This is a genomic window from Streptomyces sp. NPDC050287, assembly GCF_044459385.1.
GTDB lineage: Bacteria > Actinomycetota > Actinomycetes > Streptomycetales > Streptomycetaceae > Streptomyces.
Map to the genome: position 1 here is coordinate 292601 of NZ_JBITIY010000008.1, position 17399 is coordinate 309999.

Here is a 17399-nt window from a genome sequence, read left to right on the forward strand (position 1 = left end):
GGGGCCGCTCACGGGGTAGGAGGCGCCGTATGGATTCGTTCGGCCACTGGCTTCGCTCCCCGTGGCGGCGCTCGATACTCGCCGCGCTGGCGGGCGCCCTGCCCGTACTCGCCTTTCCCGCCCCGTCCTTGTGGTGGCTCGCCTACGTCGCCCTCGTCCCCTGGCTCACGCTCGCCCGCTCCGCGCCGACCGGGAAACGGGCGGCGTACGACGGCTGGTGCGGCGGGTTCGGCTTCATGCTGGCGATGCACCACTGGCTGTTTCCCTTCCTGAACGTGTTCACGGTCGTCCTCGCCGCGCTGCTCGGCGCGCTGTGGGCCCCCTGGGGCCGGCTGGTGCGCCGGTTCCTCGCGGGAACGCCCTCACCGGGCCGGGTCGTGGCCGCCCTGCTCGTCCTGCCGTCCGGCTGGCTCGGTGTCGAACTCGTGCGCTCCTGGCAGGGACTCGGCGGCCCGTGGGGCGTGCTCGGCTCCAGCCAGTGGGAGGTGGCGCCCGCGCTGCGGCTGGCCTCGGTGGGCGGGGTGTGGCTGCTCAGTTTCCTGATCGTGGCCGTGAACGTGGCGGTCGCCGTGCTGGTCCTGGTCCGCGAGTCCCGGGTACCGGCCGTGGCCGGTCTGCTCGCGACGGCCGCCGCGACCTCGGCGGTCTGGGCCTGGTCGCCGCGCCCCGCCACCGACGCCGGCGACCGGGCCAGGATCGCCGTCGTCCAGCCCGGCATCGTGGCCGGCGCCGGCAGCGCCGACCGCCGGTTCGACCTCGAGGAGCGGCTGACCCGGCAACTCGTCGGGCAGAACGCCGACCTGATCGTCTGGGGCGAGAGCAGCGTCGGCTTCGACCTGGACGACCGGCCCGACCTGGCCCGGCGGATCGCGGAGCTCTCCCGTGACACCGGCGCCGACATCCTGGTCAACGTGGACGCCCGGCGCTCCGACAAGCCCGGTATCTACAAGAGTTCGGTCCTGGTCGGCGCCGACGGCCTCACCGGCGACCGCTACGACAAGATGCGGCTGGTCCCCTTCGGCGAGTACATCCCGGCCCGTTCGCTGCTCGGCTGGGCCACCTCGGTCGGCAAGGCAGCGGGCGAGGACCGCAGGAAGGGCTCGCAGCAGGTGGTGATGAACGTCGGGCACGGCCTGCGGATCGGCCCGATGGTGTGCTTCGAGACCGCGTTCCCCGACATGACCCGCCATCTCACCGGGGACGGCGCCGACATCCTCGTCGGCCAGTCGTCGACCTCGTCCTTCCAGCACAGCTGGGCCCCCGAGCAGCACGCCTCGCTCGCCGCGCTGCGCGCCGCCGAGACGGGCCGCCCCATGGTGCACGCGACACTGACGGGCGTCTCCGCCGTCTACGACCCGAGCGGCCGGCCCATCGGATCATGGCTCGGCACCGACAGCAGCGCCGCCGAGGTGTACGACGTACCGCTGGCACGGGGCGTCACCCCGTACGTCCGCCTCGGCGACTGGCCGGTGCACGCGGCCCTGCTGATCCTCGCCGCGTGGGCCGTCACCGAGGGCGTACGGACGCTGCGGCTCAGGCGGCCCGCTCCTGAACCGCTCGTACCACCCGCTCGCACAGCTCATGAGTCGCCAGCGCGTCCCGTGCGCTGAGCACCTTGCCCGCGCGCACGGCGTCGAGGAAGGCGAGCACGGCCTGCTCGACGCCGCGCTGCCGGGCGACGGGCACCCAGTCACCGCGCCGCCGGATCGTCGGCTGCCCCTTGTGGTCGATGACCTCGGCGAGGTTGACCACCTGACGCTTGGTGTCCTGCCCGGACACCTCCAGGATCTCCTCGGCCGAGCCGCTGAGCCGGTTCATCACCCCGAGCGCGGTGAAGCCGTCCCCGGCGAGCTGCAGTACGACGTGGTGCAGCAGTCCGTCCTGGACGCGGGCGCGCACGGTGACGTCGTCGACCGGGCCGGGCACCAGGAAACGGAGCGTGTCGACGACGTGGATGAAGTCGTCGAGGATCATCGTGCGCGGCTCCTCGGGGAGCCCGATCCGGTTCTTCTGCATCAGGATCAGCTCGCGCGGATGATCGGCGCACTGTGTGTACCCGGGGGCGTGGCGGCGGTTGAAGCCGACGGCGAGAGCCGTGTTCCGCGCCTCCGCGAGCGCCACCAGCCGCTGCGAGTCCGCGAGTTCGTAGGCCAGCGGCTTGTCGACGTACGTCGGTACACCCGCCTCCAGCAGCCGTGTCACGAGCTCGGGATGCACGGCGGTCGGCGCGTGCACGAAGGCCGCGTCGAGGTTCTGGGCGAGCAGGGACTCAAGGTCGGTGTGGCGCTGCGGCTCGGGGAGGTGGAGGCCGTCGGCGACCCTGGTGAGGGTGGCGGGCGTACGGGTCTGCAGATGCAGTTCGACCTCGGGGAGGCCGCCGAGCACCGGCAGGTAGGCCTTCTGCGCGATGTCGCCCAGCCCGATGCAGCCGACCTTCACGGGGACTCCCTCACTGCCTGCGTGCCTGCGCGTGCCAAGGGCAGCATACGGCGGGCACGGCGGCCGCCGGTCGGTGATGCCGGTTGGCGTCCGGCCGCGCGCCCGGGTCGGCCGGCACTGGGCTGCCGGGGCCGGAGGCGTGCGCAAAACCCGTGGTGTGATCGGGCCGGTGGGGGCGAAGATGCAGGTATGACGACGACCGAGCGCCATGAACCCGCCACCAACGCCGACGAACGCACCATGCTGGAGGGCTGGTTGGACTATCACCGGCAGACCCTCGCGTGGAAGTGCGAGGGCCTGACCGACGCCCAGTTGCGGACTCAGGCGGTGGAACCCTCCACGTTGTCGCTGATGGGGCTGGTGCGGCACATGGCGGAGGTGGAACGGAGCTGGTTCCGCAGGGTGCTCACGGACGAGGCCGTCGGCTCGATCTACCACAGCGACGCGGATCCGGACGGCGAGTTCCATCTCACGGACGCGGACACGTGGCAGGAGGCGTACGCCACCTGGCAGGCCGAGATCGAGACCGCCCGGCGCAACGCGGCGCGGTTCGGCCTGGACGACACCTCCGAGGGCAAGCACCGGCGTACCGGTGAGCGGTTCAACCTGCGCTGGATCGTCACGCACATGATCGAGGAGTACGCCCGCCACAACGGCCACGCCGACCTGCTCCGGGAGCGCGTCGACGGCGCCACCGGCGACTGACGTCAGCCACTGAGGATCCGGCCCCACCGTACGGGGCCGGAGATCACCCATGCGGGGCATCCTGAGGCTGTCCGCTGCCCCGACGGGCGCCGCAGCCAGCAGAGTTACGCGCGTGCATCGAACGACGACCACAGCAACGCTCCTGGTGACCGTGGCTGTCTCGGCCCTCGCGGGTTGCGTGACGGTCCAGCGCCCGCCCGCTCCCGGCCCGCCGACGGCGCCGTCCCGGCCGTCGGCGCCCCGGCCCGACGGCCCGGCGGAGCCGCAGGTCGTGCAGGCGCCCGCCCGTGAGGCCCTGGAGATGACCGACCCGTCCCGCCACCCGAAACCCGCCGCGGGCCCGTCGGCCCCGGCGCAACCACGACAGCAACTGCCGCCCCGCACGCACCCCGCCCGTCGGGCTGACCCGGAGGGTCCCGAACCCCGGCACCCCGACGCCGGTCAGCGCCGGCGACCGCGCGTCGACACCCCGGACCTGACCAGGACGTTCCCCGGGAACCAGCAGGATGTCTGCGCCCTCGGCAAGAAGTACGGCGGCTGGCGCGCGGACAGCCCGGAGGCGATGATCTGCGACCAGGCGTACGGGCGTTGACGACACCGACTTCCGCAGTGGGGCGCCGCGAGGGCCTCAGGACCGCCGGCGCGGCGGCCCCCACGCTCCCCCTCCGCCGGAGTCCCCCTCCCCCAGCCGCACCTCCAGTCGGCTGATCGCCGCCCGCACGCCGTCGCCGTAGCTGTCGTCCCCCAGCGCGTACGACGCGCTGCGTGCCCGGCGCAGATGGGTGCGGGCGGCCTCGGCGTGGCCGAGCTTCACATAGTCGGCCGCGAGATTCAGGTGCAGCGAGGGGTACAGCGCCCGCACCGCGAGGGCGTCCTCCTGCCGCTCTCCGTGGTGCTCGGCGGGCGGGGTCTCCGTCAGCTCCGCCGCGGCCGTCAACGCCCGCAGGTCCCAGGCGAGTTCGTCGTACGGATCGTCGTGGGTGTCGGCCAGGTAGTGCGCCAGGGTGCAGCGGTGCAGTGGATCTCCGTGCTCGCCGATCTCCGCCCACAGGCCCAGGAAGCGGTGCCGGGCCTCCTCGCGGTCCCCCGCGTGATGCAGCATGACGACCTGCCCGATCCGTGTCATCAGGGCATCCGCGGCCGCCTTCCCCTGTCGCTCCGCCACCGCGCCCTCCACACCCTCGCCGGCTGTCCCTCCCGACGCTAACCGCCCCCACCGGCAATCCCGGTCAGGCGGCACCGGGGCACTGTGCGGGGAACGCCGGGGCGACGGGCGACCCGGGTCGATGCCAGGCCGGCAGGCGCATGGCTGTCGCTGAGGTGGGCGGGCTGACGTCGGTGGGACCTGGGACCTGGGGGGCCTGGGACCTGGTCCGAGGGCCGGGTGGGGCGACCGCCCACCCGGAGCCGCCTCACCGCGCCCGCTCACCCAAGGTCAGGAATCCGCCAGTCGATCGGCTCGTGCCCCTGCCGGGCCACCGCCTCGTTGATCTGTGTGAACGGGCGGGAACCGAAGAACTTCTTCGCCGACAGCGGGGAAGGGTGCGCGCCCTTGACCACCACGTGCCGGGTCTCGTCGATCAGGGGCAGCTTCTTCTGCGCGTAGTTGCCCCACAGGACGAAGACCGCCGGGTCGGGCCGGCCGGCCACCGCGCGGATCACCGCGTCGGTGAACCTCTCCCAGCCCCTGCCCTTGTGCGAGTTGGCCTCGCCTCCGCGGACCGTGAGCACCGCGTTGAGCAGCAGGACACCCTGGCGGGCCCACGGCATCAGATAGCCGTTGTCCGGGACGGGCAGGCCCAGCTCCTCCTTCATCTCCTTGTAGATGTTGCGCAGCGACGGCGGGGTCTTCACGCCGGGCCGGACCGAGAAGCACAGGCCGTGCCCCTGCCCCTCGCCGTGGTACGGGTCCTGGCCGAGGACGAGGACCTTCACCCGCTCGTACGGCGTCGCCGCCAGAGCGGCGAAGACCTCCTCGCGCGGCGGGTACACGGGACCCCTCGCCCGCTCCTCCTCGACGAACTCCGTCAGCTCCTTGAAATAGGGCTGCTGCAGTTCGTCGCCCAGAACCCCGCGCCAGGACTCGGGCAGCATGGCGATGTCGGTCACGTCGACTTCCTTAGGGTGTGCGGTCGCTGGGGATCGGTCACCGCAACCTGCGGTCGCCCCACGCCACAGAACCTACCGGCGACCACTGACACTCGCCGCCGAGAACGGCCAAACCGGCCGCTACCAGCTGGTCTTCCGGTGCAACTGCCACACCGTCATGATCGTCGACGGGTCCAGCGCCTGCTCCGCGCCCGAGATGTCGTCGTTCGCGGCCACGTACTGCCGGCCCTGCCACAACGGCAGCAGCCGTGCGTCGTCGACGAGGATCTGCTGGGCCTCCTCGAAGTCCTTCTCCACGTCGGCCCGGTTGCTCTCGCCGCGCGAGCGGGGCAGCAGCACCCCGGTGATCTTGGGCGCCGGGTAGGGCGTACCGAGCGCGTTCTCCTTGCCCACGAACGGGGCGATGAAGTTCTCGGCGTCCGGGAAGTCGGGGAACCAGCCCCGCCCGAACACGGGGTACTCGCCCTTCCGGTAGCCCTCGACGTACGTCTTCCAGGGGCGGCCCTTCAGGGTGATGCTGAACAGGCCGGAGTCGTCCAGCTGCCGCTTGAGCTCCTGGAACTGCTGGGCGGTCTCGGAGCCGTAGCGGTCGGTGGTGTACCAGAGGGTCAGCGGAACGCGCTTCTTGATGCCGGCGTCGGAGAGGATCCGTCGGGCCTTGGAGGTGCTGGGCTCGCCGTAGTCGTCGAAGAAGCCCGTGGTGTGACCCGTGAGCCCCTTGGGGACCATCGAGTACAGCGGGTCCACGGTGTCCTTGTAGACCTTGTGCGCGATGGCCGCCCGGTCGACGACCTGGGCCACCGCCTTGCGAACGGCGAGTTTGTCGGCCCAGGGGTCCTTCGGGTTGAACACCAGGTAGCTGATGTCGGTGCCGGAGCCCTCGATCAGCTGGAGGTTCCTGTCCTTCTTGCTTTCGAGGGAGACGATGTCGTCGGCGGCCAGACCCCGGTAGGTGAGGTCGATCCGCCGGTCCCGCAGCGCCTTGACCATGGACGAGGAGTCCTGGAAGTAGCGGATCGTCACCGCGTCGTTCTTCCGCTGCGCGAAGCCCTTGTAGCTCTTGTTCGCGACGAGCTCGGCCTGCTTGCCCTCGTCGTACGACCGGAGGGCGTACGGGCCGGACCCGGACACCTTGCCGTCCTCGCGGAGCGATCGGGACGGGTAGTCCTCGGGGTCGACGATCGACATGGCCGGGGTTGCGAGCACGAACGGGAAGGTGGCGTCGGGCTGGTTGAGGTGGAAGACCACCTCACGGTCGCCCAGCGCCTGGACCCGGTCGAGGCTGCCGAGGAGTCCGGCGGGGCCGCTCGGGACCTTGATGGCCCTGATCCGGTCGATCGAGTACTTCACCGCCTGCGCGTCGAGCCGGTGCCCGTCGGCGAACGTCATGCCCTCGCGCAGCTCGCAGCGGTACGTCCGGCTGGAGGTGTCGGTGAAGGCGCAGCGCTCGGCGGCGTCGGGCTGGGGTGTGATCGCGCCGTTCGGGTAGGCCAGCAGGGTCTGGTAGATGTTGCGGAACAGCTCCCATGAGCCGTCCCAGGCGGCGGCGGGGTCCAGCGTGCTGGGGGCACTGGTGGTGCCCACCACGATCGGCCCGGCGTCGTCGGACGAGCCGGACGACAGCACACCGCAGCCGGTGGCCAGGGACGATATGGACGCGATGGCCGCCACGTGTCGCAGGCATCGTCTCCGGTTGAACACGCGCACGCTCCTCGATCCGCCGTAGCAAGAGTCGGCAGACGATACCGCAGCGTCCGGCGGGCGGGACCTCCGTGTGGGCGGCCTTCTCCGGCAACCGGTTGATGACGACGTTGTCAAAGCCCGGTGAAGATCCTGTACGCCGACACGGGCGCCGTTTCCGACACCGGGCGCCCGTATCCCCGGGGGCACGGGCCCCGTGCCCCCGGGGACGAGACTCAGCCCACGCCGGCGTTCAGGAAGATGCCGCCGTCGACGACGAGGGTCTGGCCGGTGATCCAGTCGGACTGCTCCGAGGTGAGGAACGCGGCGGCGCCGCCGATGTCGGAGGGCATCCCGAGCCGGCCCAGCGGGTAGCCCGCGGCGGCCTCCTCCTCCCGGCCCTCGTACAGGGCCTTGGCGAACTGGGTCTTCACGACCGCCGGGGCGATCGCGTTGACCCGCACCCTGGGCGCGTACTCGTGCGCCAGCTGGAGGGTCAGGTTGATCATCGCGGCCTTGCTGATGCCGTACGCGCCGATGAAGGGCGAGGCGGAGACGCCCGCCACGGAGGCGATGTTGACGATCGCGCCGCCGTTGTCCTTCTGCCAGGCGTGCCAGGTCTTCTGGGCGAAGCCGAGCGCCGAGACGACGTTGGTCTCGAACACCTTGCGGGCGATGTTCAGGTCGAGGTCGGCGATCGGTCCGAACACCGGGTTCGTACCGGCGTTGTTGACCAGGAAGTCGACGCGGCCGAACGCCTCCATCGTGCGCTCGACGACGACGGCCTGGTGCTCCTCGTCGTGCGCCTTGCCCGCGACGCCGATGACGCGGTCGGCGCCGAGCTGCTCGACGGCTTCCTTGAGCGCGTCCTCGTTGCGGCCGGTGATGCAGACGCGATCGCCGCGTGCGATCAGAGCCTGCGCGACGCCGTACCCGATGCCGCGGCTGGCACCCGTGACGAGCGCGACCTTGCCCGAAAGTCCGGGAGGTTCCGGGAGTTCCACGGAAGTCATGTTCCTGATCCCCTAGTCGAGCGGTCCGCCGGCGACGTACAGCACCTGGCCGGAGACGAAGCCGGCCGCCTCGCCGGTGAAGAAGGCGATCGCGTCGGCGACGTCCTCGGGCTCGCCGACGCGGGCCACCGGGATCTGGGTGGCGGCGGCGGCCTTGAAGTCCTCGAAGCCCATGCCGACGCGGTCGGCGGTGGCCTTGGTCATCTCGGTGGCGATGAAGCCGGGGGCGACCGCGTTGGCGGTGACGCCGAACTTGCCGAGCTCCTTGGCGAGGGTCTTGGTGAAGCCCTGCAGACCGGCCTTGGCGGCGGAGTAGTTGACCTGCCCGCGGTTGCCGAGCGCGGAGGACGAGGAGAGGTTGACGATCCGGCCGAAGCCCGCGTCCACCATGTGCTCCTGGCAGGCCTTGGACATCAGGAAGGCGCCGCGCAGGTGCACGTTCATGACGGTGTCCCAGTCGGCGACGCTCATCTTGAACAGCAGGTTGTCACGCAGGACGCCCGCGTTGTTCACCAGGATGACCGGCGCGCCGAGCTCCTGGGCGATGCGCGCGACCGCCGCCTCGACCTGCGCCTCGTCCGAGACGTCACAGCCGACCGCGAGGGCCCTGCCGCCGGCCGCGGTGATCTTCTCCACGGTGTCCTTGCAGGCGGCCTCGTCGAGGTCGATCACGGCGACCGCGCGGCCCTCGGCGGCCAGTCGTACGGCGGTGGCGGCGCCGATGCCGCGCGCTCCGCCGGTGACCACGGCAACCCGCTGCTCAGTGGTGGACATTGCTGGTTCTCCTCGCCCTCGAGAAGGACGCCCATCGAGTGAGCGACCGCTTAGTACCTTCAGCAGACGTGACGCTAGAAGCCCTGGCACCCGGTGTCAACGGCGGGCCGGGGGTGTGTGATCCATTACCCCCCGGCAGAGCGTCGGTCCGGGACGGGCCCGCCGTCATCGTCCCGCACCGGTGCCCGTCGAGGCACCCGATCGGCCCCGTGCCGCGCGCCCCTGCGCCACCTGCCCCATAGCGTCGACGCGCGGGCCACTCGTGGCCGGAAAGGAGGCGCTCCATGCGCCGTCGTACCGCTGTCGCCGGCACTCTGATCGCGATCGCCGCGACCGCGCCGTTGGCCGCCACCGCTCACGCCCAGGATCTGCGCTGCCGCGACTTCACCTTCCAGGAGGATGCGCAGGCCGCGCTCGACACGAACCCCGACGATCAGAACCGACTCGACGAGGATCAGGGCCCGGCCGACGGCATAGCCTGCGAGGCACTGCCCCGTCGCGACTCTCCCGTCACCTCATCCACCAGCCGTCCTTTCAGTTCCGCGACCCCCACCGCCGTCACCCCGACCCGTGGTGTGCAAGGCGGGCTGGGCGGCGCGTCGGCCTCCGGACCGACCGGCCTGGAGATGGGGATCGGCTCGGCCTTCGTGGCCGGCGGTGTCCTCGCGACCGGCTATGCGGTGAGGCGCCGACGGTCCTGACGCCGGCCCACGGACCGCGCACGCGGCGCGAACCGGCCGAGGCCTCGGCCCCCTCCCCCGCGGCCGGACGGGACGACGCCACGGCGGGGCGGCACGGCATCGCAGCGGGGCGGGCGCCGGACGCTGCGGTCCCGGGCACGCGCAGGCTCAGTCACCGCACGAGCAGGTCGAGCAGCCGGTCGGCCTCCGCGGCCGGATCGGCCGTCAGTCCGGTGTGCACCGGGCCCGGCTGGACGATCGTCGAGCGCGGGGCGATCAGCCAGCGGAAGCGGCGGCCGGGGTCGTCGGCCGCGGCCTGGCCGGCCGCCTCGCCGCCCGCGCACACACCCTCGACGGCCGTCAGGGCCGCGCGTACGCCGGGCACGTCCGCGTCGGGGTCGAGGACGAGCAGCTTCGCCTCGTCGAGGTGGGTGCGGACGCCGACGTAGGCCTTCGCACGGCAGTACACGAGGACGCCGGCGTTGACGCACTCGCCGCGCTCGACGCGGGGCACGACCCGCAGCAGGGCGTACTCGAAGACGTCTCGGTCGCTGCGGCGGCCGCCCTTGATGATGTGGCGCTCACTCACATGACTCACCTGACTCCCTCGATGCCGTGAACGCGGTCATGGACGACGGCGGCCCGTGCGACCAGCGGCCGCGCGTAGGCCCGCCGGAGGTCGTCCGGCGTCTCGAAGCCGGGCTCGTCGGCGAGCCACACGTCCGGGACCTGTGCCGTGACCTCGGCCAGGAGTTCCTCGGTGACCAGCGGCGCCAGCGCGGTGGCGGCCGCGTCGAGATCCGGCGCGAAGGGCGCGAGCACGTGGTCAAAGGCGTCGTACGGGCGGGCCGCCGACGCCTCGGAGCCCGGCCAGTTGTGGTGCCAGATCATGGTCGCGCCGTGGTCGATGAGCCACAGCTCGCGCTGCCACCACAGCAGGTTGGGGTTGCGCCAGGAGCGGTCGACGTTGTTGACCAGCGCGTCGAACCAGACGATCCGACCGGCCTCCTCGGGGCTCACGGAGAACGCGAGCGGGTCGAAGCCGAGGGCACCGGAGAGGAAGGTCATACCGAGGTTGGTGCCGCCGCTGGACTTGAGCAGCCCCTGCACCTCCGGATCGGGTTCGCCGAGACCCAGATCCGGATCGAGGCCGATCGTCACCAGCCGGGGCACCCGGAAGCCGAGCCGCCGCGCGAGTTCCCCGCACACCACCTCGGCGACCAGCGTCTTGCGGCCCTGCCCGGCGCCGGTGAACTTCATGACGTACGTCCCGAGATCGTCGGCCTCGACGAGCCCCGGCAGCGAGCCGCCTTCACGCAGGGGCGTGATGTAGCGGGTCGCGGTGACCTCTTTCAGCAATTTCCCAGGCCATCCATCTCTTCAACCTTGCAATCCACTACCCACCTCGGGAGGGGTGCAGCAGCACAAACCACCCGCCGACGAGCCTGGGGAGATCTGGGGAGTTTCGGCCGGCATGCCGATCTCCGCACTCCCCGAGCAGTCCGCCGATGGCCGTGCGCCCCTTGCGGCCGGCCTCCGGCATGAAGTGAGCATAGTAACCGCGGGGGATACCGACGCTCCGCGCGCAAGGTCACACAGCTCGTGATGGAGGCACTCGGAGTCTGATGGGCGCGGGGCGTTTTCCTGGGGAGCGCCCCACACTCACAGGGTCCGGAACAGAAGACGGAAGCCCATGCGTGCCGCAGCAGCTGCTTTCCGTTCAAGGTGCGACCTTCGAAGGGGGCCGGGCTATCGGGCTTCCGCCCAGCGGAGACGCATTCCGGGATCTTGATGTCAGGCCTGCTACGGGCCTGCCCTGACGGCGGTTTGTCAGCGCACGCCTGCCGCATCGAGCAGGGTGGCCACCGTCGGGGCGACGAGGCCGGTGAGGTTGTCGGCTCCGATCCCCGCGCGAGCGCTGGCGCCGTCGAAGACCACGCTGAGCTGCCGGGCCAGCAGGTCGGGATCGACAGCTCCGCCCGGTTCGGCCTCGGCCCGGAAGAACGCCGTCAGATTTCCCTTGATCCGGTGTGCCACCTGGCTCGCCGGATGACTCTGGTCCTTCAGCTCGATCTGCACGGCCAGGTACCGGCATCCTCGGAACTCGGGCGCTCCGGCCTGCCGTTCCACCTGCTCGAAGACGTGCAGGATCCGCGCGCGGGGTGAGCGGCCGTCGCCCGCGTCAGGCAGGAGTGTCGCCACGAAGGCGGAAGCGCGTTGTTCCAGGCTCGCTGCGAGCAGTTCGTCCTTGCTCTCGAAGAGCTGGTACATGGAGCGCTTGGACACCCCCGCCGTCTTGCACAGCGCGTCGATGCCGACGCCGACGCCGTCTCGGTAGGTGAGCGTGGCCGCCGCTTCCAGCAGCCGCTCCCGGGGGCCGGCCTTCACTTCTGTGCTCATACGGTGAGGTTAACTCGATTCCGGCGAAATTGAAACCGATCGGTTTTCCGGCCGGTCGGGTGGGCTGCACTGGCCGTGCGACGGAGAGGAATCCGGGGCCGAGCGGTGGTTCGGCGACGGCCCCAAAGGCCGTCGCCGGGCTGTGGGAACCCTGAGCGCCTCAGTGGGCGATCACGGGCTCGCCCTCCGACGGCACCAGGGCCGAGTTCGGCATCAGGAACGCCGCGAGCACCGCACCGACCACGAATATCCCCGCGCCCCACGCCAGGGTGGCCGTGTCTGCCGCAAACACTTCATGAAACATGCCGCGCCCTGGGCATCGACCTCCAAATCGAGAAAGCGACCTCTGAAGTGCCGACAGCCGATGACCATCCCCGATGAGTCACCTGGTGGAGAAGCTCGCCGCCGTCTCCCCCCGCGACCACGGCACCAAGGTGCTGATCCTCGACGACATCACCCGGCCGGGCATGCACCGCGTCGACGACCAGGACACCCTCGACCTGATCCCCGCCTTCGAACTGACCGACGCGCCGCAGCGCGATCCAGGGGCCGGCGAGATCCCCGCCGTCCCCATCCCGCAACGACTCCCGAGCACGGGGCGTCGCCGCAACACCGTCTTCGACGACCGCGGCCCTGCCGAGAACCTGGGACAACCCCGCGCCAGGCCACTGCCACGCAGCTGGACCCCCTTCCCTGGGAGCTGTCGAACAGTTGCGCGTCGACTGATCCGTGGCCGGGCTTGGTTGTGGCGCCTGGGCGGAGGCACGGGCCGGCCGTGGAGCCTGCCGCTGGAGAGACCCAGTGAGGGTCGGCGGATCGGGTGAGTGCCGCCCTGCTCCATACCGAGATCGTCAGTACGACCTGGGACCTGCTTCGGTGGCCCACACACGGTTCGAATAGCCGGTGGGCTTCTGGCCCTTGCGGACGACCTCACAGCGGTACTGGGTTTTCGCGTTCACGGGGACTGCCGCGGCTTCGGGGATGTTGTTGCACAGGGCGTAGTCGATGTAGCCCTTGTTGTTCCCATAGAGGTACCGGGCGACTCCCTCCCGCGTGAGGATGCCTTTGTCCGGAGTCGCCTTGTACTGCACGTAGTTGTCGGACCAGGCGGCGTTGTCGCCGATGGTGACGGCCCATTGGACCTTGACACCGTCGAAGGTGGTGGTGCAGGTCGCCTTGGTGGCCTTCGTCGAGGCGAGGTTGCTGGGGCAGGTGGCGGTGGTCCTGCCCTCCGCGTACGCCATTTTGACGGTGCGGCTCCGCAGTTCGTACTCCAACTGCTCGGCGAAGGGGGCATCCTCGGCCGGGGAAGGCTTTATCTCGTCGTCAACGACGGTGGTGGCCGGCTTGGTCAGCTTCTGCGGGAGCAAGGTAGCGGTGGGCGACGGCTTGGCTGCGGCGTCATCCGACCCCGAATCCCCGTTCGCGCAGCCCGTGGCCAGCAAAAGGGCGCAGCCAACCGCGGCAACGATCTTTGTTCGCATGAGCACACCCTATGCGGCGCCTGTGGCACCAACTCCAGCCGCCCTGGCGGCGGACCGTCCCGGTCCCAGGAGGTACTCCACGAGTTGTCCCGACACTCTGGACAGTGCGGCACTCATGCGCTCGTACATCGCCGCGTCGACCACCGGCCGGGGCTCCTCGGGAACATCCCGGGTGCCCTGAACGGTCCATCTGCCGAAAGGAACCAGCCTGGCCGAAGAAGCTCTCGGACGAGGACCGGCGCGGGCTGACCGCCTTGTTCTGGTCGCACATCAACCCGTACGGCACCTTCCGGCTGGAGATGGACAAGCGGCTCGATCTGGCGCCCATGACGGTTCCCCGCATCTGGTAGGGCCGGCGCAGTCGACACGGCACGCGCAAGGCGATCAGCGCCACGAGTGTCAGACGGTCTTTCCGGGACGGCTGGTGTGGAGGCGTTCCCAGAGGCGGACCACATGCGCGTGCAGCGCGTCCTCGGCCTCTTCAGCGGTCAAGTGCCCAATGAGCACATGGCTGGTCAGGCCGTCCGCGAGGGCGAGCAGGGCCCGGGCCTCGCGCTGCGGATCGAGCGTCGCAGGGTCGGCCGGGCCGCTCTCGCCGGCCTCCGTGATGAGGCGGACGAGGAGGCCCTGGAGAGCCGCGTAACTGATTCTGAGTTTGGCGGCGAGTGGCTCGCTGGCGGCGGCCTGGGCGACGAATGCGAGCCACACCCGTGCCTCGGCGCGGTGCTCTGTGCGGAGCAGGGCGATCTCGGTGGCCGCGTGACCCAGTGCGGAAGCGGCTGACTGGGCCGGGCTGCCGGACAGGTGGGCGCGTACACGTTCGGTGATGCGCTCGCCGACGTGGTCGACGGCGAACAGGAGCATCTCCTCCTTGGTGCGGAAGCAACGCTGAACGGCACCCAGGGAGACCTCCGCGCGGGTGGCGACGTCGCGCATGGTCACTCCTTCAGGTCCGTGTTCGTCACAGAGGAGACAGACGGCCTCGGCGATCCGTCGGCGTCGGCTCTCGTAGTCCACCTGCTTGGGCATGTTCGGGCGCCTCCTTTTTCCAATACGATCGTATCGATTCCGGGTTATGGTTCCGACGCGAGCGCCTCGACGCATGAATGGGGAGGACAGGAATCGTGCGGGATGCCCTATGGAAGATGCCGGCCGCAGCCCAGGCAGAGGCAGTCCGGAACGGAGACGTATCGGCTGTCGAACTGGTCGACAGCCACCTGGACCGCATCGCCGACGTCAACCCGCAGGTCAACGCTGTCACGCAGCTGATGGCCGACCGCGCCCGTGAAGCCGCGGCACAGACGGATTCGCGCCGGGCCGCAGGCGAGGAGCTGGGGCCTCTGGCAGGAGTGCCGTTCACGGTGAAGGAGACCACCGCTGTCGAAGGCGTGCCGACGACGATGGGAGTCGCGCGCTTCCTCGATCTGGTGGCGACGGCCGACGCACCCCCGGTGGCCCGGCTGCGTGCCGCCGGAGCCATACCGATCGGGCACAGCAACATACCGACCCTGGTCCTGGCCGGGATGCACACCCGCAGCGAACTGTTCGGCGACACCGTCAACCCGTGGGACCGGAGCCGGACTCCGGGAGGTTCCAGCGGCGGCGACGGAGTGGCCGTGGCCACCGGCATGGCCGCGCTCGGGCTCGGCAACGACTCCGGCGGATCAGTACGGATCCCGGCCTCGTTCTGCGGCGTGACGGGACTGAAGCCCACTGCCGGGCGATTCCCCGCCGACCACCGTATCCTCGGCCCGGACGACCCAGGACCCGCCTCACAGACGCTGGTCACCGACGGGCCCCTGGCCCGCAGGATCGCCGACCTGCGGCTGGCATACGAGGCGCTGGCCGGGACCGACCCGCGGGACCCGCGGGCCGTACCGGTGCCCGTCCGTGGTGAGCCGCTGCCGGGACCGGTGAAGGTGGCGGTCGTCGCAGATCCCGGCGGCCACGGCGTCCACTCCGCAGTCCGCGGTGCTGTCGCGGCCGCGGCCGACGCGCTGCGGGACGCCGGGTACGACGTGCGGGAGATCGCGGACGTTCCGCGGCTGGATGAGGCACTTGAGGCGTACCACCGGATCGTCGTGACCGAATTCGCCCCGACCTGGCCGGTGGTGCGGACACTGCTCGGCGAGGGCGGAGATCGCTACATCGAGATGACGATGGAGAAGACCCCGCCCGCGACCGCCGCGGAGTTCATGCGGCTGATGGGGGTCTGGCTGGGCATCCGCCGCTCCTGGGCGGAGTTCCTCGACGAGTACCCGCTGCTGCTCGGGCCGGTCTTCACAGAGCCGGCCGTCGAGCCGGGGCTGGAGTCACGCGACCAGGCAGGACGGGAACGAGTCGGCTCGGGCATGCGCCTGTGCACGGTGACCAGCTTCGCGGGCGTACCCGGGGTCGCCGTACCGACCGGAGTGACCGACGGCCTGCCGTCCGGCGTGCAGATCGTCGGGCGCGCGTTCCGGGAGGACCTGTGCCTGGATGCTGCCCAGGAGGTCGAGGACCGCCTCGGAGTGCTCACACCGATCGACCCTCGCCCGGCAGTCCCAGCGGCCGCGCGGTAGGCGGTGCCACGACAGTCGGGCAGGGAGACGGGCCCTCCTTTCTGGCCGTCGTGCACATCACCGAGATGTTCCGCCTCCTACGCGGCACCGGGCACTTCCTCGACGTGCCCGACGTCCTCCACCGCGACCGCCTCGCCCCGCGCATCCACGACGGCGCGTTCTGCGTGGTGGACCTCACCGCGGCCAGTCCATCGCCGTCTTGGCCCGCGACCACCACGTCGGTCTCCGCGACCGGAGACCTGGCCAACTGGGCGATCGCAGCTGAAGCAGTGGACCGCCCCGGGCAATGCCCGAGGATTCACCAAGGGGGCGTGCCGAACCCGGCGTATCAACGGCTCGTCAGGCGCTGAGTGCGGTGCGCAGGGTGGCGGCCATCAACTCGATGGCCTCCTTGCCGGCCGGCACCGGGCCGGTGTGCGTGAAGTAGTGGTCGACGCCCTGGAACACGCGGTGGGTGACCAGGACGCCCTCGGCGTCCAGGGCCTTGGCGTAGGCGTCGCCCTCGTCGCGCAGGCGGTCGTTCTCCGCGGTGATGACCAAGGCGGGCGGCAGTCCGGCGAGGTCGTCGGCCAGCGCGGGAGAGACGAGGGGATGGGCGACGTCGGCAGGGTCCGTGACATAGGCGCCGGTGAAGACGCGCATGAGGTGGGGGTTGAGCAGCGGCTTGGCGAGGGGAGACTGCTTGGCCGCGGGATCGGTGACCATGTCGACCGGCGCGGAGTCGAGGATCTGGAGTAGCGGCGAGAAGGTGCCTCGCTCACGGGCCAGTCGGCACACGGCGGCGGTCAGGTTGGCCCCGGCACTGTGTCCGCCCACGGCAAGTCGCGAGCCGTCCCAGTTGTTGACGGGGCCGTTGTCGGCGACCCACGCGGTCACGTCGTACGCCTGGGTGACCGCTGCGGGGTACGGCCGCTGCGGGGCGACGGCGTAGTCGACATTGATCACGACGCAGCCGGCCATGGCGGCTATGTAGCGGCAGATGTGGTCGTCCTGCTCAGGGCGGCCGACGATGAAGCCACCGCCGTGGAAGTTGACGTACACCGGGGCGGGGGTCCCGGTGCTGTCCGTCGGACGGTAGACGGTGCAGTTCACCGGTCCGGCGCCGGTCTCCACCCGGAGAGGTTCCGTCTGCTTCGGGATGTCGGTGAAGCGCAGGTCCTTGTGCACGCGGCTCATCATGCCGCCGAGCAGCAGCTGGATCCCTCTGGCCTGGATTCTCTGGCTGAACGGCATGGCTCACCTCTGGTCGCTACAAACTTAAAATAACAGGATTCCTGATGATGGACCATCGCCTTGCGTTGCACAACGGCGATCCCACCCGTCGCGATCGGAAGCGGCAGGCGAAGGAGAGACGGGGCTCCCCCTGACCGGCGCCCCGCCCTCCCCGGCCCCCTGCTTCCTCTGGCGGCACAGCCGGTCCCGGACGCCCTCGACCGAGCAGGCGATCCGCCAGTGCCGACGTGGTCGGCGCCGCCGCTCTCCGGCCGGCCGTCAGGGACCATGGCGCTTTCCCCAAGGCCATGAAGGTGATCGGCGCCCCCTGGGCACGCCTGT

General features: G+C 70.7%; 20 protein-coding genes. 7 read left to right on the forward strand and 13 right to left on the reverse strand.

Going from position 1 to position 17399, the window contains the following annotated elements; all coding sequences use genetic code 11:
• Nucleotides 1–29 precede the first annotated feature (29 nt).
• Complete coding sequence (gene lnt, locus ACIBK3_RS29440; protein ID WP_399370428.1) at nt 30–1610, forward strand: apolipoprotein N-acyltransferase; 1581 nt, start codon at nt 30–32, stop codon at nt 1608–1610.
• Here lnt and ACIBK3_RS29445 read toward each other — a convergent pair.
• Nucleotides 1534–2439 carry a Gfo/Idh/MocA family protein gene (locus ACIBK3_RS29445; RefSeq protein ID WP_399370429.1) on the reverse strand — a complete coding sequence of 302 codons (906 nt, stop codon included), beginning with the start codon at nt 2437–2439 and terminating at the stop codon, nt 1534–1536. The two genes, lnt and ACIBK3_RS29445, sit on opposite strands and share 77 nt — an antisense overlap.
• A gap of 189 nt (nt 2440–2628) precedes the next feature.
• Here ACIBK3_RS29445 and ACIBK3_RS29450 point away from each other — a divergent pair, with 189 nt between their 5' ends.
• Together ACIBK3_RS29450 and ACIBK3_RS29455 are read left to right on the forward strand one after the other, a co-directional pair.
• On the forward strand, nt 2629–3144 hold the full coding sequence (locus ACIBK3_RS29450) for a DinB family protein (protein ID WP_399370430.1): 516 nt from the start codon (nt 2629–2631) through the stop codon (nt 3142–3144).
• A gap of 112 nt (nt 3145–3256) precedes the next feature.
• Nucleotides 3257–3736, forward strand: a complete 480-nt coding sequence (locus ACIBK3_RS29455; protein WP_399370431.1) for a hypothetical protein — start codon at nt 3257–3259, stop codon at nt 3734–3736.
• A 36-nt stretch (nt 3737–3772) separates the two neighbouring features.
• On the opposite strand, the gene ACIBK3_RS29460 is transcribed toward ACIBK3_RS29455, so the two are convergent.
• From ACIBK3_RS29460 to fabG, 5 genes are all read right to left on the reverse strand, one after another.
• Entirely contained in the window at nt 3773–4309 is a 537-nt protein-coding gene (locus ACIBK3_RS29460; RefSeq protein WP_399370432.1) for a hypothetical protein, read from the reverse strand.
• Nucleotides 4310–4569: 260 nt separating this feature from the next.
• The gene (gene ung, locus ACIBK3_RS29465) at nt 4570–5253 is read right to left on the reverse strand and encodes a uracil-DNA glycosylase (protein ID WP_399370433.1); all 684 of its coding nucleotides are present in this window, start codon (nt 5251–5253) and stop codon (nt 4570–4572) included.
• A gap of 120 nt (nt 5254–5373) precedes the next feature.
• Complete coding sequence (locus ACIBK3_RS29470; RefSeq protein WP_399370434.1) at nt 5374–6954, reverse strand: ABC transporter substrate-binding protein; 1581 nt, start codon at nt 6952–6954, stop codon at nt 5374–5376.
• 215 nt (nt 6955–7169) lie between these two features.
• Nucleotides 7170–7946 (reverse strand): SDR family oxidoreductase, encoded by a 777-nt coding sequence (locus ACIBK3_RS29475; RefSeq protein WP_399370435.1) that lies wholly within the window; start codon nt 7944–7946, stop codon nt 7170–7172.
• 12 nt (nt 7947–7958) lie between these two features.
• Nucleotides 7959–8720, reverse strand: a complete 762-nt coding sequence (gene fabG, locus ACIBK3_RS29480; RefSeq protein ID WP_399370436.1) for a 3-oxoacyl-ACP reductase FabG — start codon at nt 8718–8720, stop codon at nt 7959–7961.
• A gap of 284 nt (nt 8721–9004) precedes the next feature.
• Here fabG and ACIBK3_RS29485 point away from each other — a divergent pair, with 284 nt between their 5' ends.
• Nucleotides 9005–9421, forward strand: a complete 417-nt coding sequence (locus tag ACIBK3_RS29485; RefSeq protein ID WP_399370438.1) for an excalibur calcium-binding protein — start codon at nt 9005–9007, stop codon at nt 9419–9421.
• Between the two features lie 151 nt (nt 9422–9572).
• On the opposite strand, the gene ACIBK3_RS29490 is transcribed toward ACIBK3_RS29485, so the two are convergent.
• The 4 genes from ACIBK3_RS29490 to ACIBK3_RS29505 all read right to left on the reverse strand — a co-directional run bounded on the left by ACIBK3_RS29490 (nt 9573) and on the right by ACIBK3_RS29505 (nt 12092).
• Nucleotides 9573–9989, reverse strand: a complete 417-nt coding sequence (locus ACIBK3_RS29490) for a DUF3037 domain-containing protein (protein WP_399370439.1) — start codon at nt 9987–9989, stop codon at nt 9573–9575.
• A gap of 5 nt (nt 9990–9994) precedes the next feature.
• Nucleotides 9995–10759, reverse strand: coding sequence for a HipA family kinase (locus ACIBK3_RS29495; protein ID WP_399370440.1), 765 nt, complete (start codon nt 10757–10759; stop codon nt 9995–9997).
• A 471-nt stretch (nt 10760–11230) separates the two neighbouring features.
• Nucleotides 11231–11800 (reverse strand): TetR/AcrR family transcriptional regulator, encoded by a 570-nt coding sequence (locus ACIBK3_RS29500; protein WP_399370441.1) that lies wholly within the window; start codon nt 11798–11800, stop codon nt 11231–11233.
• A gap of 160 nt (nt 11801–11960) precedes the next feature.
• Nucleotides 11961–12092: a hypothetical protein gene (locus ACIBK3_RS29505; protein WP_399370442.1), complete on the reverse strand. Its 132-nt coding sequence runs from the start codon at nt 12090–12092 to the stop codon at nt 11961–11963.
• 85 nt (nt 12093–12177) lie between these two features.
• Between ACIBK3_RS29505 and ACIBK3_RS29510 the strand changes: the two genes are divergently transcribed.
• A complete protein-coding gene (locus ACIBK3_RS29510; protein WP_399370443.1) occupies nt 12178–12624 on the forward strand; it encodes a hypothetical protein in 447 nt (148 codons plus the stop codon).
• A 27-nt stretch (nt 12625–12651) separates the two neighbouring features.
• Here the strand turns inward: ACIBK3_RS29510 and ACIBK3_RS29515 are convergent, their stop codons facing one another.
• Both ACIBK3_RS29515 and ACIBK3_RS29520 read right to left on the reverse strand, forming a co-directional pair.
• Nucleotides 12652–13170: a hypothetical protein gene (locus ACIBK3_RS29515; RefSeq protein WP_399370444.1), complete on the reverse strand. Its 519-nt coding sequence runs from the start codon at nt 13168–13170 to the stop codon at nt 12652–12654.
• Between the two features lie 513 nt (nt 13171–13683).
• Nucleotides 13684–14313 carry a TetR/AcrR family transcriptional regulator gene (locus tag ACIBK3_RS29520; RefSeq protein WP_399370445.1) on the reverse strand — a complete coding sequence of 210 codons (630 nt, stop codon included), beginning with the start codon at nt 14311–14313 and terminating at the stop codon, nt 13684–13686.
• Nucleotides 14314–14390: 77 nt separating this feature from the next.
• Between ACIBK3_RS29520 and ACIBK3_RS29525 the strand changes: the two genes are divergently transcribed.
• Both ACIBK3_RS29525 and ACIBK3_RS29530 read left to right on the forward strand, forming a co-directional pair.
• Entirely contained in the window at nt 14391–15845 is a 1455-nt protein-coding gene (locus tag ACIBK3_RS29525) for an amidase (RefSeq protein ID WP_399370446.1), read from the forward strand.
• 50 nt (nt 15846–15895) lie between these two features.
• Nucleotides 15896–16195 (forward strand): hypothetical protein, encoded by a 300-nt coding sequence (locus ACIBK3_RS29530; RefSeq protein ID WP_399370447.1) that lies wholly within the window; start codon nt 15896–15898, stop codon nt 16193–16195.
• Here ACIBK3_RS29530 and ACIBK3_RS29535 read toward each other — a convergent pair.
• Nucleotides 16185–17078, reverse strand: coding sequence for an alpha/beta hydrolase (locus ACIBK3_RS29535; protein WP_399370448.1), 894 nt, complete (start codon nt 17076–17078; stop codon nt 16185–16187). The genes ACIBK3_RS29530 and ACIBK3_RS29535 overlap by 11 nt on opposite strands.
• Between the last annotated feature and the right edge of the window lie 321 nt (nt 17079–17399).

Bases quoted from the DNA above. Each gene is read 5' to 3' on its own strand.
- ACIBK3_RS29450 (WP_399370430.1), top strand. From the start codon at position 2,629: ATGACGACGACCGAGCGCCATGAACCCGCCACCAACGCCGACGAACGC.
- fabG (WP_399370436.1), bottom strand. From the start codon at position 8,720: ATGTCCACCACTGAGCAGCGGGTTGCCGTGGTCACCGGCGGAGCGCGC.
- ACIBK3_RS29510 (WP_399370443.1), top strand. From the start codon at position 12,178: ATGAGTCACCTGGTGGAGAAGCTCGCCGCCGTCTCCCCCCGCGACCAC.
- ACIBK3_RS29535 (WP_399370448.1), bottom strand. From the start codon at position 17,078: ATGCCGTTCAGCCAGAGAATCCAGGCCAGAGGGATCCAGCTGCTGCTC.
- ACIBK3_RS29485 (WP_399370438.1), top strand. From the start codon at position 9,005: ATGCGCCGTCGTACCGCTGTCGCCGGCACTCTGATCGCGATCGCCGCG.
- ACIBK3_RS29475 (WP_399370435.1), bottom strand. From the start codon at position 7,946: ATGACTTCCGTGGAACTCCCGGAACCTCCCGGACTTTCGGGCAAGGTC.
- ACIBK3_RS29500 (WP_399370441.1), bottom strand. From the start codon at position 11,800: ATGAGCACAGAAGTGAAGGCCGGCCCCCGGGAGCGGCTGCTGGAAGCG.
- ACIBK3_RS29525 (WP_399370446.1), top strand. From the start codon at position 14,391: ATGGGGAGGACAGGAATCGTGCGGGATGCCCTATGGAAGATGCCGGCC.
- lnt (WP_399370428.1), top strand. From the start codon at position 30: ATGGATTCGTTCGGCCACTGGCTTCGCTCCCCGTGGCGGCGCTCGATA.
- ACIBK3_RS29520 (WP_399370445.1), bottom strand. From the start codon at position 14,313: ATGCCCAAGCAGGTGGACTACGAGAGCCGACGCCGACGGATCGCCGAG.